Source organism: Streptomyces sp. NBC_01474, from assembly GCF_035918215.1.
Lineage (GTDB): Bacteria > Actinomycetota > Actinomycetes > Streptomycetales > Streptomycetaceae > Streptomyces > Streptomyces aureus.
This window is the reverse complement of record NZ_CP109449.1, coordinates 10,370,062-10,383,956: the sequence shown is the minus strand read 5'-3', so window position 1 is coordinate 10,383,956 and position 13,895 is coordinate 10,370,062. Positions and strand designations below refer to the sequence as shown.

The 13,895-nt window shown below is 67.7% G+C and carries 11 protein-coding genes and 3 pseudogenes; 6 read left to right on the top strand and 8 right to left on the bottom strand.

The window, feature by feature from the left end; translation table 11 throughout:
• Positions 1-282: 282 nt before the first annotated feature.
• Positions 283-414: pseudogene (locus tag OG758_RS47765) on the bottom strand (IS5/IS1182 family transposase); the annotation flags it as partial.
• Between the two features lie 71 nt (positions 415-485).
• Here OG758_RS47765 and OG758_RS47760 point away from each other — a divergent pair.
• Positions 486-869 (top strand): hypothetical protein, encoded by a 384-nt coding sequence (locus OG758_RS47760; protein WP_326715632.1) that lies wholly within the window; start codon positions 486-488, stop codon positions 867-869.
• Positions 870-937: 68 nt separating this feature from the next.
• On the opposite strand, the gene OG758_RS47755 is transcribed toward OG758_RS47760, so the two are convergent.
• Together OG758_RS47755 and OG758_RS47750 are read right to left on the bottom strand one after the other, a co-directional pair.
• Positions 938-1,432, bottom strand: coding sequence for a MarR family winged helix-turn-helix transcriptional regulator (locus OG758_RS47755; protein WP_326715631.1), 495 nt, complete (start codon positions 1,430-1,432; stop codon positions 938-940).
• Between the two features lie 100 nt (positions 1,433-1,532).
• Complete coding sequence (locus OG758_RS47750) at positions 1,533-2,441, bottom strand: pirin family protein (protein ID WP_326715630.1); 909 nt, start codon at positions 2,439-2,441, stop codon at positions 1,533-1,535.
• Positions 2,442-2,871: 430 nt separating this feature from the next.
• Here OG758_RS47750 and OG758_RS47745 point away from each other — a divergent pair, with 430 nt between their 5' ends.
• Together OG758_RS47745 and OG758_RS47740 are read left to right on the top strand one after the other, a co-directional pair.
• Entirely contained in the window at positions 2,872-3,411 is a 540-nt protein-coding gene (locus tag OG758_RS47745) for a MarR family winged helix-turn-helix transcriptional regulator (protein WP_326715629.1), read from the top strand.
• Positions 3,412-3,585: 174 nt separating this feature from the next.
• Positions 3,586-3,720: pseudogene (locus OG758_RS47740) on the top strand (IS5/IS1182 family transposase); the annotation flags it as partial.
• A 129-nt stretch (positions 3,721-3,849) separates the two neighbouring features.
• Here OG758_RS47740 and OG758_RS47735 read toward each other — a convergent pair.
• Positions 3,850-5,028, bottom strand: a complete 1,179-nt coding sequence (locus OG758_RS47735) for a LysR family transcriptional regulator (protein WP_326715628.1) — start codon at positions 5,026-5,028, stop codon at positions 3,850-3,852.
• Here OG758_RS47735 and OG758_RS47730 point away from each other — a divergent pair.
• The gene (locus OG758_RS47730; RefSeq protein WP_326715627.1) at positions 5,009-6,190 is read left to right on the top strand and encodes an MFS transporter; all 1,182 of its coding nucleotides are present in this window, start codon (positions 5,009-5,011) and stop codon (positions 6,188-6,190) included. The genes OG758_RS47735 and OG758_RS47730 overlap by 20 nt on opposite strands.
• 79 nt (positions 6,191-6,269) lie before the next feature.
• Complete coding sequence (locus OG758_RS47725) at positions 6,270-7,772, top strand: amidohydrolase family protein (protein WP_326715626.1); 1,503 nt, start codon at positions 6,270-6,272, stop codon at positions 7,770-7,772.
• Positions 7,773-8,473: 701 nt separating this feature from the next.
• Here the strand turns inward: OG758_RS47725 and OG758_RS47720 are convergent.
• On the bottom strand, positions 8,474-9,439 hold the full coding sequence (locus tag OG758_RS47720; protein WP_326715625.1) for a protein NO VEIN domain-containing protein: 966 nt from the start codon (positions 9,437-9,439) through the stop codon (positions 8,474-8,476).
• 518 nt (positions 9,440-9,957) lie between these two features.
• A pseudogene (locus tag OG758_RS47715) lies at positions 9,958-10,337 on the bottom strand (dienelactone hydrolase family protein); the annotation flags it as partial.
• A 136-nt stretch (positions 10,338-10,473) separates the two neighbouring features.
• On the opposite strand from OG758_RS47715, the gene OG758_RS47710 reads away from it, so the two are divergent.
• A complete protein-coding gene (locus OG758_RS47710; protein WP_326715624.1) occupies positions 10,474-11,598 on the top strand; it encodes a mechanosensitive ion channel family protein in 1,125 nt (374 codons plus the stop codon).
• A 631-nt stretch (positions 11,599-12,229) separates the two neighbouring features.
• Here OG758_RS47710 and OG758_RS47705 read toward each other — a convergent pair.
• The gene (locus OG758_RS47705) at positions 12,230-12,607 is read right to left on the bottom strand and encodes a hypothetical protein (RefSeq protein WP_326715623.1); all 378 of its coding nucleotides are present in this window, start codon (positions 12,605-12,607) and stop codon (positions 12,230-12,232) included.
• Between the two features lie 251 nt (positions 12,608-12,858).
• Positions 12,859-13,860, bottom strand: coding sequence for a LuxR C-terminal-related transcriptional regulator (locus OG758_RS47700; protein WP_326715622.1), 1,002 nt, complete (start codon positions 13,858-13,860; stop codon positions 12,859-12,861).
• Positions 13,861-13,895 lie beyond the last annotated feature (35 nt).

Genomic DNA, 13,895 nt, shown 5'->3' with positions numbered 1-13,895 from the left:
GTGCCGTTCACGTACCGCGTCCCGGGCCGGGCAGGACGCGGCGGCACAAGAATGGCCGGCCTCGCTCACGAACTTCCCACGGGGCCAGCGGACCGCCGACACCCGTCGGTTCCACGCCCGCGGCACCATGGACCAAGACCGCGCCATGCAGCTGGAGAACCCCGGCATGATCTGGTCCCACTTCGACGTCGCCTGGGAAGAAGGCCTCACAGCCGCACGCGGATGGGCCGCCGAACACGGGCATCCCCTGGCCCCGCTCGACGCCACCCACCAGGGCTACAGGGGCCGTCCACGCTGGATCTCGACAGACAGCTCGCGCCGCACTGCGGTCACCAACTTGCCGAAGCAGCGCGGGCTCAGTCCGGTGAACGGGCCTATCCAAGACGGCTCTGACGCCGTGATCACACCAGCCACATCAAGATCATCCCAGTTGCCCACGCTGCCCCATGCCATCGATCCTGTGTGCACGTAAACAGGGAGGGCGCATGGGGCTGGTTCTTTTCCCGGGCGACGGAGACAACAGCAGTCCGGATGTCTCCTGGTCCTACAGCGGCTTTGCCGCGTTCCGGCGGCGTCTGGCTGAGACCGAGGGGTTCGCCCTCTCCGAGATGTGGGGCTTCGGAGGCGAGCGCCCGTGGAGCGACGTGTCCACCGCTTTGGAGCCACTCCTCGATCATCCAGATGACAGCGGTGACGATCTCTCGCCCGCCGAGTGCGCGTCGATTCTGCTTCGTCTGGAGGCGATCACTGACCAGTGGGCACGAGACGGCGGCGATGAGCTCCTTCAGCAACATATCGAGGACGCCCGTCAGCTGGCGGACGTCCTGCGGCTCTGCATCGACAAGGACGTCCCGCTGGCCTTCCTTTGACGCGGACCGAGCACGGAACCCACTTACGGGACAACTCTTAAAGACAGACGAAGCCAAACTCGGCACGGTCAGCTGTCCGCAGCCCCGTCCGGCCCGGAGCTTGTCAGCCGCGCCATGAAGCGTTCCACGTCGTCGAGCTCTTCGTCCATGACGTGGGAGCCGAAGTGTCGCTGTACTCCGGCGAGATGGGTGGCCGATGCCTTCCTCAGCAGCGCGAGACCCTGGCGGGTGAGTACGGCATACATGACCCGTCGATCCGACGGGGACGGCTCACGCTCCACCAGCCCGGCCTCCACCATGCGGTCGAGCAGCCGGGTAATGCCGCTGGTCGTGTACAGGACGGCCTGTGACAGTTCTCGCATGCGTAGGCGGCGGCCACGCGCCTGGGCCAGATGGTGCAGCACGTCGTACTCGGCCAGCGACATGGCGTGCGCCTCACGCAGCTCTTGTTCCAGTGCTGCCATGATCCGGCTGTGCCCTACCAGAAAATCGGTCCACACCGCCAGTCGCCGCTCGTCGGGCCGCAGGCCGGGTGACCTGGTGGATCGGGAACGCTTCGTCACACGGGCAGCATAGGCTCTTCCTCGGATGCCCTGGCCCTCCCTCTTGTTCCGGCCCCGGGCTCTCCTCGTGCTATTCAGCGCCGCGGCGGCCGCTCTGGTGTCAACGGTGCGTGGTGGGGATCGGCCCGAACTTGCCGCTCTGGTAGTCCTCGATGGCCTTTGCCACGCCTGAACGGTCGTTCATGACGAACGGTCCGTAGGCGAATGCCGGCTCGCGGATGGGCAAGCCGGAGTAGAAGACCAGCTGCGTGACCTGCGTCGCATGCACCTCGATGCCGGTCAGCCCCGGCTCGCCGGGCGGGAACCAAGCGGTATGGCCGTTCTCCACCGGCATGCGATCCGGACCGACGAGTACCGAACCTGAGACCACGTACAAGAAGCCGTTGTGGTCTCCGGGGATCTCGTGGGTGAAGCTCCCACCCTCCTCGTAGTGGGCGTGTGCCACCGTGACGGGGTGGTGCAGTTCCGCTGGGCCGTGCACTCCATTGATGTCCCCAGCGAAGATGCGCACTCGCGAGCCGGGGCCCTCCACCAAAGGGGCGCTGGCCGCTCGCAGGTTCTGGTAACGCGGCTGGGACATCTTCTTCCTCCGGGGCAAGTTGACCCAAAGCTGGAGGGTCTGCACGGGCCGGCGCCGGTAGGCGAGTTCGGCGTGGATGACACCGCTGCCTGCCGTCACCCACTGCAGGTCGCCGGGGTCTAGCACGCCGTGACCGCCCGCGTTGTCGTGGTGTTCGAGCTGACCTTCGACAACCAGAGTGACGGTCTCGAAGCCACGGTGCGGGTGCCAGTCAAAGCCGACTTTGGAGAACCATGCCTGGTCGAGCAGGACGAAGGGATCGGACTCTTTGAGGTCGTCTGGAGCGAGTACGAACGCCGAGTCATCGACCTGTTCTCCCGCCCCCTTGTGCAGGACACCTCCGATCCGCTGCGGGGAGCAGCGACGGTCGGTGCTGCTCGTGGGCTCGATGGCGGTGTCTGATCCAGTGCTGTCGCGGAAGCGGTCCACGGGATTACCTCTCTGTCAATATCTGAGACCTTAATAGTTGTTGTAACAACATCTGAAGCGATCTATTTCTGGCAGTCGGAGTGTTGTGTGTCACTCGGCATGAGCGGAGGAAAAAGAGCTGCTCACAAGGCCTTTTCAGGGAGAGTGTCAGCGACGGTGGGGCCTGCTGGGACGAGGTGCGGCAGCGCGCACGGAACGCCAGCGGCATCGATAATGCTCGCGCCCAGTGTTACGTTTCTGAGCGTTGAGCGCACCTATTCGGTTGGCTTCCGACGGCCGGTGGCGGAACCCGGAGCCGGCGTGTGCAGCCGCTATGGCGCTCACCCGTCATACCTCGAGGTGCATCCGCGCCAATGGCACGCTCCCGTCGGACGAGGGCGAACCACGGGGACTACGGGAAAGTTGCCGTTGACGCACGAGAGGACCGACCATGACCACCCCTGCGCCGCCGAGCACTTGGGATACCACTGACTTCCTGCCCGTTGAGCCCAGTGGGCTCGATGTGCCGGAGCAGGAGATCTGGCATGCGTACCGCGATGCCACGGCGCTGATTGAGGACACCCTGGATCACCAGATGCAGCGCTCGGCAGGGGTGCCGCACCTGTACTACCGGATACTCGCGCGACTGTCGCAGGCCCCTGTTCGCCAGCTGCGCATGCTGGACCTGGCAGCCGACACCAAAATCACCCGGCCTCGGCTCACACATGCCATCAAGCGACTGGAGAAGCTCGGCTGGGTGCGCCGCGACGTGTACCCCACCGACAAGCGCGGCCGGATCGCGGTCCTGACCGACACGGGATACGAGGTGTTGCAGCGAGCCACTCCCGGGCATGTTGCAGCCCTGCAGCACGGAATCTTCGATCGCCTCACGCCTGAGCAGGCCGCGCAGTTCGGCGAGTTGTGCCGGATCATCGCGCAAGGGCTTGAGTCGGCCAGCGGCGGGGCCGGGCTGCCCTGGCAGCGGCGGTGAGCCACTGTAGCGACGCCGCCCACTGCCTAAAAAGGTTGTCCGCAACTGGTGCGGCTGCTGATGCGTCGGCCAGCTTTCGGCGGGGTGTTCTCAGCGGCTGATACGAAGTGGATCGGGCCGGTGAGTGTGTCGCAGCGAGGTACTGGTGGCGCTGGTTCGCCGTCGGGACGGTGATTGCAGCGGGGCCGGCCGTGGGGCTTGCGGCTTGCGGACCAGATGCTGCCCGTGGCCACATGCTGGCGCACGAACCTTACGTGGCGACAGAGCCCGCTTTTCGGCATCTCGAAGTCGGCTGTCGCAGGGCATGTCCGAAGTGGTGGTCAAGAACCACGTAGCAGAGCACGATGTCGACGCTCGCATTGGACTCGCGGCCCTCGCACGGCGTGGCAAACGAACTCTCGCTCCCGGAGTTTGTCACCAAAGACGCCAAACGCTCACTCACGCTTCCGCAACACTCTCGCGGGTCCGTGCGCACAGATACGAGGCAATGCGGCGGGCCGCAGGCGAGGCCGCCAGACCGGCAGGGAGCACCAGGGCCAGTTCCCGCTCGATCTCCGCGCCCGCCAGCGGAACCAGACGAAGTTTCTGCCCCGGTTCCTCGTCGGTGGCGCCGACCTGACTCGGGGGGGCCAAGGCGATGCCGAGTCCGGCACGGACCAGGTCGAGCAGAAGCCGCCAATCGGCGACTTCGCAGGCGATGCGCCTGGTCAAGCCAGCTGCGGCGAAGGCTCTGTCGGTGCGGTGGCGGGTTGTCCAGGTGGGGTCGGTCTCGACAAAGGGCTCACGTGCCAGTCGGCGCAGGGTGACTGACTTCGTCCCAGCCAAGGGATGCCCGGCCGGGACTGCCGCCATGAGACGCTCGGAAACCATGGGCAGAACCTGCAACCCGGACAGGGAAGTGTCCAGTGGGTCGAGCAGAGCACAGTCGAGGCGGCCGTCGGCCACCATCTGTGTCATGGCCGGTCCGCCGGTCTGCCGCACCGTGATCTCCAGCGCTGGATGGGCACGGGCGAACCCGGCCAACCATGTCGGGAGCGGCAGGAAGTTGGGGTTGACCGGGTAGGTTCCGATGCGCAGGTGACCGGACAGCAGGCCACGTACGTCCTGGACGGCTTGGCGGGCCGCAGCGGCGGACTCCAGGGTGTGGCGGGCGACGGGCAGCAGGGCTTGGCCCTCGGCGGTCAGCCGCACAGGGCGGCTCCCGCGTACGAACAGCTCGGCTCCCACTTCCTTCTCCAGAGCGCGCACGGATGAGGAGAGGCCTGACTGGACGATCAGCTCCCGGGCGGCTGCCTGCGTGAAGCTGCCCTCCTCGGCGAGAGCGACGAAGTGCCGCAGATGACGGAGTTCCATGGAGACATCATCTCCCGGAGAGATGAACTGTATCTCTACCTGCTGCCTCAGAGTGGAAATGGCAGTGGCGCCAGAAGAGGTTGAGAGCAGGTGTACCGACCAGTCTCGGTCGGCACAGCTCGTTGTTTCTGTTTCCCGTACCAGCGGAAAGTAGTTTCCGATGCCCTCCCTCCTTTCGGCCCGCGATCCTGGTCTGGGGACCACGGCACCAGGTCCAGCCGCGCCGACGCGCAGCTTCTGGATCGTGGCCTTCGCCTTCGCCATACTTATGGCCTTCGGCACGCTGCCGACGCCTCTGTGGCCGTTGTTCGCCGCCCGCGATGATTTCGGCTCCACGATGGTCACTGTGGCCTTCGCAGCGATGGTTGTCGGCGCCGCCGCAAGCTTCCTGTTGCTGGGACACCTCTCTGACCGTCTCGGGCGCCGGCACATCATCGTCCCGGCGCTGCTCACCTCGGCCACCGCGGCTCTGCTGCTGATGGTGTGGCACGGCACGGCCGGCCTGCTGGTCGCCCGCATGGTGACGGGGCTCGGGACGGGGCTGATGGCCTCGACCGCCACGGCCTACCTGAGCGACCTCTACGTCCGGTCCCACCCGGAGCGGGCGGGCTCGCCTGTGCCCGGGCTGGTGGCCGCCGTTGCCAACCTTGGCGGACTGGCTCTGGGACCGCTGGCCGCCGGGGCACTGGCTCAGTGGGCGCCCGCACCGCTGACGACCCCATTTGTACTGTTCGGCGTCGTGCTGGTCGTGCTGTCGGTGCTGGTGCTGACCGGCCCGGAGACCGTGAACCGGCAGGCTGCGGGGGCGGCGCCCGCCCGCTTCGGGCTGCGCCCGGGAGGCGGCACTGCCTTCGCCGCCGCAGCCGGTATCGGCTTCTTCTCGTTCGCTGTAATGGGTTTCTTCTCCTCGCTCGGCGCGGTGATGGTCCGCGGCGTGCTGGGAATCTCCTCACCGTTCATTGCGGGCCTCGCCCCCTTCGCAGTGTTCGCGGCTTCTGCTGTGGCCCAGTTGGCGCTGGCCCGGCTGTCCGCTTCCCGGATGCTGATGACCGGCACAGTGCTCTTCCCGGTCGGCCTGGCCCTGACAGCTCTCGCGCTCTTCCACCCGGCACTGGCGCTCTTCCTCACCGCCGCGGCGATCACCGGCGCCGGAGCAGGACTGCTGTTCAAGGCATCTGTGGGCCAGAGCGTGGCGGCAGCCCTGCCCTCGTCCCGGGCAGGCGTGCTCGCGGTGTTCTTCGCCATCGCCTACGCCGGCATGGGGCTGCCCTCGATCGGATTCAGCCTCGTCTCCCACCAGCTAGGACTACGTCCGTCGATGATCGGCTTTGCCGTCGCCCTCTCCTTGGGTGCTCTGACCTCGGTCATCATCTCGCGCCGGCTCGAGGCACGCACGGGCGGAAGACACCGAGCTATGACGGCGTAATCCGCGTCCCCACACCGCCCGGCCGCGGCGGTGCATTCCAGTCACACATCATCTCTGCCGTAAGGAAGAACAACTGATCATGACCACAGACACCTCGCCTGCCGCCGACTCCGCGCACCGAAACGCCGCACGCGCGCAGGGCTTCAGTCCCGGCCGCCCCGTCGTCTTCCGTCACGCTACGGTGCTGACCGTGGATTCCCATGGTGTCATCGAGAACGGGGACGTACTGGTCATGGGAGACCGCATCGAGGCGATCGGCCGCGACCTGGCCGTTCCCGAGGGGACGGTCGAAGTCGACGCCACCGGCGGCATCCTGATGCCCGGCATGATCGACTCCCACCGTCACATGTACCAGACAGCACTGCGCGGCATCGGTGCAGACTGGACTCTCAGCCAGTACTTCGTCTTCTGCTATCTCAACTGGGGTCGGCTCTTCCGGCCTCAGGACGTCTACGCGGGCAACCTCCTCGGCGCCGTCGAGGCACTCGACGCCGGTGTGACCACCACGCTGGACTGGTCGCACGGGTTGCAGACCCTGGACCATGCCGACGCAGCAGTGGACGCCCTCCAAGCAACGCCCGGCCGCTTCGTGTTGGCTTATGGGAACCTGCTTGGAGCCCCTTGGGAATGGGCCACCAGCGCCGACTTCAAAGCATTCGCAAGTCGCCGATTCACTCCGGGCGACGACATGCTCGGCCTGCAGCTGGCCTTCGACGTCACCGCCGACCCGTCCTTCCCCGAGCGGAAGGCATTTGAAGTGGCACGCGAGCTGGAACTACGCGTGACCACGCACGCGGGCGTGTGGGGCGCCACCACTGACGACAGCATTCGGCTGATGTGGGAAAACGGCTTCATGACCCCCGACGTGACCTACGTCCACGCCACATCGCTCTCCCAGGACTCCTATCACCGGATCGCGGCCACCGGCGGGAGTGTCTCCGTCTCCTCCGAAAGCGAGCTCAACGCGGGCCAGGGCTACCCGCCCACCTGGCAGCTGCGCAAGCACGGCATACCGGTGTCCCTGTCCATGGACTCCAGCATGTGGTGGAGCGCCGACCTGTTCTCCGCGATGCGCTCCACTCTGAGCTCCGACCGGGCACGGGAGCACCTGGCAGCCCACAACCGCGACGAAACGATCGTCCACAACCATCTGCGCGCTGAAGACGTCGTACGGTGGGCAACGCTGGGCGGTGCGCAGGCCCTTGGCCTCGACTCGGTGATCGGCAGCATCACGCCGGGAAAAAAGGCTGACCTCGTCCTGATCAAGAACGACCGGTCACCCGCCATGCACCCGATCATCCACCCCTATGGACACGTCGTCTTCCAAGCCGGCCGCGGGGACGTCCACACCGTCATGGTCAACGGAAAGATCGTCAAGTACGACCATGCGCTGCTCCAGGACACCCTCACAACCGCCCGCGCGGCCACAGCGGAGACCGTCGAACACTTCCGCACCGCCATGGGCGAGAAGGAGTGGCAGGCAGCCCGCGAGCCTGAACTCCCGGACAGCGAGCGAATCTCCAACCCCTACACCTACACCTCATGGGACGGCGGCGACGACCGCCACCGGCCGGAGGTGTAGTGCCGCACTCGTGAGGTGACAGAGCAAAGACCAGGCTATGACAGAACTACGGCACCACAGGAACCTGCGCGTGCCGTAGAGGGCCGGTGGCGGGGCGATCCTGCCCCACCACCGGCCCTCCGGTCTGTTCGCGAGGATTGCAGATGAGAGCACCCCCTCTCGTTCTCGATCACGCCTCGGACAACCTCTCGACACCATCCGTGCAGCAGCGAGCCCCAACACAGCAAGGCACTCGCGCTGCCTGCACAGACCGGATCACAACACCGACCCGACTCAACACAGCCTCACGCCAACCACACACCAGGCCGTAAGCGCGACTGTCTGGACGGCAACGAGAAGCTGCGCACCTGACCCCAGCTGGCCTTACGGGCGAGTGGCCGTGGTCTACCGGGAGTCGATGGCGAAGCCCGTAATCGCCGACTACCGCGAAGTCACCAATGGCATGCGCTGCCGCGTCTGAACTGGCGGCCTGTCATGCCCGCCTGCCGTCCTATGGTTCCGGGATGAGCAACTCACCTGCTGCTGCCATCCTCACGACTGCAGATCTGGCCGAGGCAATACGCGCGGTGCGTACCTTGCTGGGCATCGCGGATGTCAGTGAGGGCGAGGTGGACTTCGAAGCCGTCATCAGGCCGCCCGATTGTCCTCGCGCACGGCACAAGGTCGCAGGCGGCTCTGACAGTGCCCGGTGCCGCGGGGGCTCAGTTGGTGGTGTCGGGGAGCCGGTATTCGTACTTGCGGGGCCTCAGGTCCTCCTCAGCCGGCTCCCAGTCGGTGAAGAGGGTGACCTTGTTGCCGCTGGCGGTGTAGGGGTCGGTGCAGGTGTCGACCTTGATGTCGCTGACGACATAGAGGTCGACGGTGTTGTCCTTGTCCCTGGCGTGCAGGACCTCGTTGATCGTCAGCTCCACGCTCGTCGCGGCCCCCGTGGTCCCTTTGACCTCGACATGGAGTTCCTCCGCGCCGCGGGTGCAGCGCAGGTCGTAGGGCTTGCCCAGCCTCTCGACCGTCCAGCCCTTCTCCTCGTAGTGGGCAACTGCGTGGTTCTCGGCGTGCAGTTCGATGGCTTTGCGCTTCTTGGGGTCGGAGATGTAGCCGGCGCCGCGGCGGCGCCGCTGGGGCTTCTTCTGGCCCTCAACCTGTTCCGCCGTGAAGCCCGGCGACTTGTCCAGGGGAACGTCTTCGGGCTTGTCGGGGTCGAAGGGGATCCCGGCGAGCTCCAGGAGACGTTGGGCGGGCATCTGGACGAGCTTGCCCATGCCCCGGTCGGTCCCTGAGCGGCGGATGGCATCGCTGCCGGCTTCGGTGAGCGGTCCCTTGGGACCCAGGGGGATGTTCTCGAGCCGGGCAAGGGGTTCGATGCCGAAGCGCTGGGGGTACTTCAAGCGCCGCTCGGCCTCTTCGTCGGGCCAGTGCCAGGACCGGCCCTCATAGAAGCCGCCGCGGACCTGGAAGAGGTAGAGCGTTGCGGTGTCCTGAAGCCAGCTCTCGAGCTGGACGCGCGGCGAAGCTCCAGTGGCCAGGAGCGCGAACTGCGGGTGGGCGTCCCTGTATTCGGGCTTCTCCTCGGGAAAGCCCCAGGACAGTGTCTCGATGCCGTGGATGAGATTGCGCTGCGCCTCGGTGCTCTGGCCCACGTGGACCATGACGAACGTCGAACTCTTCATGCAGGGCATCATAAGCATGCCCTTATCGAGGGGTCGATAGAGTTTGCGATTTGGTAGTGTGCTCTGGGTCAGGATCCAGCAGATGCCGTCAACTCGCAGACTAGGGACGGCCGCTGACAAACCGGCAGGTCCACAACCTCAAGCAGGTCAGGAACCAGGCCGGGCCTGGCAGGCGTGCGGTACAGGTGGCTGTGGGGGCGTGGAAACCCGGGGAAAGAGCGTGTCCGACCAGACGGCGACCATCCGAGCCCGACAGCCTCACCGTCCCCTCCCCCACGCCACGCGCCGGGCGCATCGGCCACGGGGGCGGCCGGGGTGGTGGCGTGTGCGGCGGCTGGCTGGGTGGGTGAGATCGCGGCCCGTGTCCGTGACGCTGCGTTCCTTCAGGCGTGCGCGGCCCGGTAGATGGCGGCCGGGTTCGGGATGCCGGAACCCCGCGGGGCAGCGAGCGGGCGCGGGCAGCAGGCGCGAGGACGTGATCTTTCGGGTGTCGGGGGTGCTACCTCTACCTCGTATCAGGCGCTCAGCCAGTCGTCCGTCTCGAACTGGTCCGGCTCGGCGACGTGCAGCTGGACCGGCAGCTCGTCCACCGAGGCGCTCTCCGCGATGTCCGAAGTGCCGTGCAGGAGCAGCAGTCCCCGGGCCTGTCGTCGCCCAGAGCGAGGGTCTGCGCGATCGACGCGCCGAGGGAGAAGCCCACGTACACCAGGCCTCGCTCGGAGTAGGGCGCAGCGGCGAGGACGGCGCGCTTGAGGAGCTCGTCCTTGCCGATCTCCTCGTTGAAGGCCATTGCCTCCTCCACGGTGTCGAAGGTGCGGCCCTCGAAGAGGTCGGGCGTTCACACCTCGTGCCCCGCGGCACGCAGCCGGTCCGCCGCGGCGCGCACCGCCGGCCGCAGCCCGTAGGTGGAGTGAAGAGCATGACGTTCGTGGGCTCCATGGTGCCAGCCTGGACCGACGACGCCGCACGGGCCCGCGTACGGACGGCTTCCGGCTCCAGGTTTGGACTGCGGCGGGCCGGTAACGGTCGGGTGCATGGAGAACGTACTGCGCCCGGTGATCGTCGTCGGCGGCTCGGTCATGCTCACGCTGCTCGTCGGGTGGGCCGTGGACCGGCTGCTGCGACGCGCGGACGGCCGGCACCACGAGACCCCGCTGTGGGGGCTGCTCCGTCGCGGCCGTATCCCCTTCCAACTCGTTCTGTGCACCGCCATGCTCAGAGGGTCCTACGCGCAGGCCAAGCTGCTGGAGGAGCACTCCATCGGCATCGGCCGGATCCTGACGCTGACCCTCATCGGCTCCACGGCCTGGCTGGTGGTGCGCATCGCCGCCGCCGCCGTGGAGACCTCGTACACCCGCTACGCGACCGCGCACCGCGACCCCGCCCGGGTCCGCCGGGTCCGCACCCAGGTGTCGCTGATCCAGCGGGTGGTGTCCGCGATCGTCGGTGTGGTCGCGGCCGCCGCGATGCTGCTCACCTTCCCGGCGATGCGGGCGGCCGGCGCCTCGCTGCTCGCCTCGGCCGGCGTCCTCGGCATCGTCGCCGGTGTCGCCGCACAGTCCACCCTGTCGAACCTCTTCGCCGGGCTGCAGATCGCCTTCGGCGACATGGTGCGCCTCGGCGACACGGTCGTGGTGGACGGCGAGTGGGGCACCGTCGACGAGATCACCCTGACCTTTCTGACGGTACGGACCTGGGACGAGCGGCGAATCACGATGCCCGTCTCGTACTTCACCTCGAAGCCGTTCGAGAACTGGTCGCGTGGCAGCGCCCAGATGACCGGCATCGTCTTCTTCCACGTCGACCACTCCGCGCCGGTGGAGGCCATGCGCGAGAAGCTGCGCGACATCCTGCGCGAGTGCCCGGCCTGGGACGGACGCGACTACAAGCTCGCCGTCACGGACTCCACTCCCAACACCATCCAGGTGCGCGCCCTGGTCACGGCCAAGGACGCGGACGACATATGGACGGTGCGGGTCACGGTCCGTGAGCGGATGATGCGCTGGCTGACCGAGGACCACCCCTACGCACTCCCCCGCGTCAACACGGCCGGCGCGGCACCGCCTCCGGGCAGGACCCTGCGGGGCCCGCGCCGCGACCAGGACGGCGCCGCGACCCACTCCTTCGAGCCTTCACGCACAGGCACAGGCCGCGGCTAGCCCCATGCCGAGGCCGCCACTGCCCCGCCACATCGCCGACTGCGCACCCCACGGCAGAGTCCAGCCGCCCGGCGAAGGGCCACGGCTGCTGCACACCCACCACGGCCAGAGCCCACCCGAGACCACCGACGGCGCGCACACCAGCAGCCGCAGCCTGCGCAGCGCATCTCGCGGCAGCCGGTGCAGCAGCGCAGCGAGGAACGCCCGGTCGGCGGCGTGAGCCGGACCCGCTCCCCGTCCAGTTGGCGCTCAAGTACTGTGATCTGGTGGCGCAGCGCCAGGATCTCGACGACCTGCCCCGGTCGCTCATCGAACGCAAGCGCAGCATCGCGAACGCGTTCGTCACACCGAAGTAGACCAGTCGCAGCAGCGTAGCGAATCATCATGCCGCGCTGATCGCCAACCTCGCGAGGGCTCCGGTGCCATCAGCCACAGCTGGCATGCCCCCGACCCCGCACACGGCTCCCATCAGGATGGATGAGTTTTCGGCAAGGGCAGGGCTGCGGTGCAGCGGTGGCACCTGCGCGGTTCGCGTCGTGCCACCACGGCGGGGTGACGGCTTCCGGGGAGAGCACCGACCAGCCGAGCGGCAGGGTTTCGGCTGAGGGCAGCAGCGCCAGCACCGGCACGGTCATTTCCGCCAGGGCCGCGCCGCCGTGGTAGCCGGCCTTGCGGGGGGGGTGTAGCGCTGGTCTTCGCGCCACAGCGCGGTGATGCTGCCGCCGCCCTCGAGTACGCGTGGGCCGGCCAGGTGGACCTCGTCGTCGCTGGGCTGATCTTGTGGAGGGCCGATGCGCCAGCGTGCCGACTCCACGCCCTGTGCGGGCAGCGGCCCTTCGGTGGTGCGGTCCAAGACGTGGCCTTGGTCGGCGACCAGCACGACGGGGCGGCCTTGGCCGCGGGTCGCGTCCAGTAGCTCGGACAGGTAGCGGACGCTGCCTACCGTCCAGTCGCCCTTGGAGCTCTCCTGGCCATGGTCGAGCGCGTCGTCAATGGTGTTGAGGACCACGCCGACGACGCCGTCGCCTGCACTGGCACGACGTCCCCCTCGCCGACCGCCGTCTCCATGTGCGCTGGTCCCTCACCGCCATCGGCAACAGCCTCCTCCACCTCGGCCCGCCGAAGACCCGGGCCAGCCGCGCCTGGTTCGCACTGTCACCCCGCGTCGCCGCGGCCCTGCCGTTGTCGCTGATGGGAGAGGGACATCGCGTACTCCTTCGTACCGAAATACATCCCTTGGTTGTCACGGAGGGGTCGCTGCTATACCCAGCCCCGTTGGGAAGCCCGCATCCCCAGCTGGAACCTGCTCGCCGCACCCAGCCGCTCCTGCAGCTCACTTACGCGCCGCCGCAGGGTCCGCAGGCTCACGCCCAGGTGGCGAGCCACCGCCTCCTCCTTCATTCCGGCCGCCAGCAGCCGGGTCAGCGTCCGCTCGCTCTCGGTGAGCCCACCGCCGTCGACCGCCTGACCCAGCGGAGCGGCCTGCTGCCAGGCCATGTCGAAGAGCTTCTGCAGGGCCTCGGTCACCGCCGAGTGCCACACCACGACGGCGCAGTAGCCGCCGGCCGCGGAGGCGGTCAGCGGCAGCAGCGCCCGGCATCCGTCGACCACAAGGAGTTTGAGGGGCACGGACGGCAACACGCGTGCCTGCTCGCCGAGTTCGACCATCCTGAAGGCGCGGGACAAGACCTTCGGATCCTCCAGGCCGGTCGCCGAGTAGATCCCTCGGGAGACGATTCCGCGACTGAGCAGATCGGCCTGGAGGTCTACCTGCGGACCGGCCGGGGCTAGATACGGCGGTGTGTCGAACAGGCACACCTCGTGCTCCGCGCGCGCATACATCTCCTCCAGGCGTGCCGCGATGGCGCCCTCGCCGGAGGCCACCTCGACCAGCCGGGACGGTTCCTCGCGCAGCAGCCCCGCCTCGAACACGCTCGCCATCTCCTCGGCGGTCGCGGCCAGCAGCTCGGACTCCGTCTCACGCCGCCTGATCAGCCCCCGGATCGCCACCCTGGGGTCGACGGCCCGTATCCCGCCCATGGAGTCCGGTGGTTGCAGCAGCCCGAGCGCGAGCAGCCGGTCGCACACCTCACGGACCCGGGCCGGGGAGGAACCCGTCAGCAGGGCCCAGCCGGTCACGCCGGCGTCGGGCTGGTTGAGGATGGCCTGGTACAGCCGCTCGTCGAATGCGGAGACCCCCACCGCGGCCCAGGGGCTCGCGGCGAGGGTCTGCCCGTCCTTGTCGTACGCCGTGGTCTCCATGACCCGGCACGGTAGACGATCTTTGTTAAGGCTGG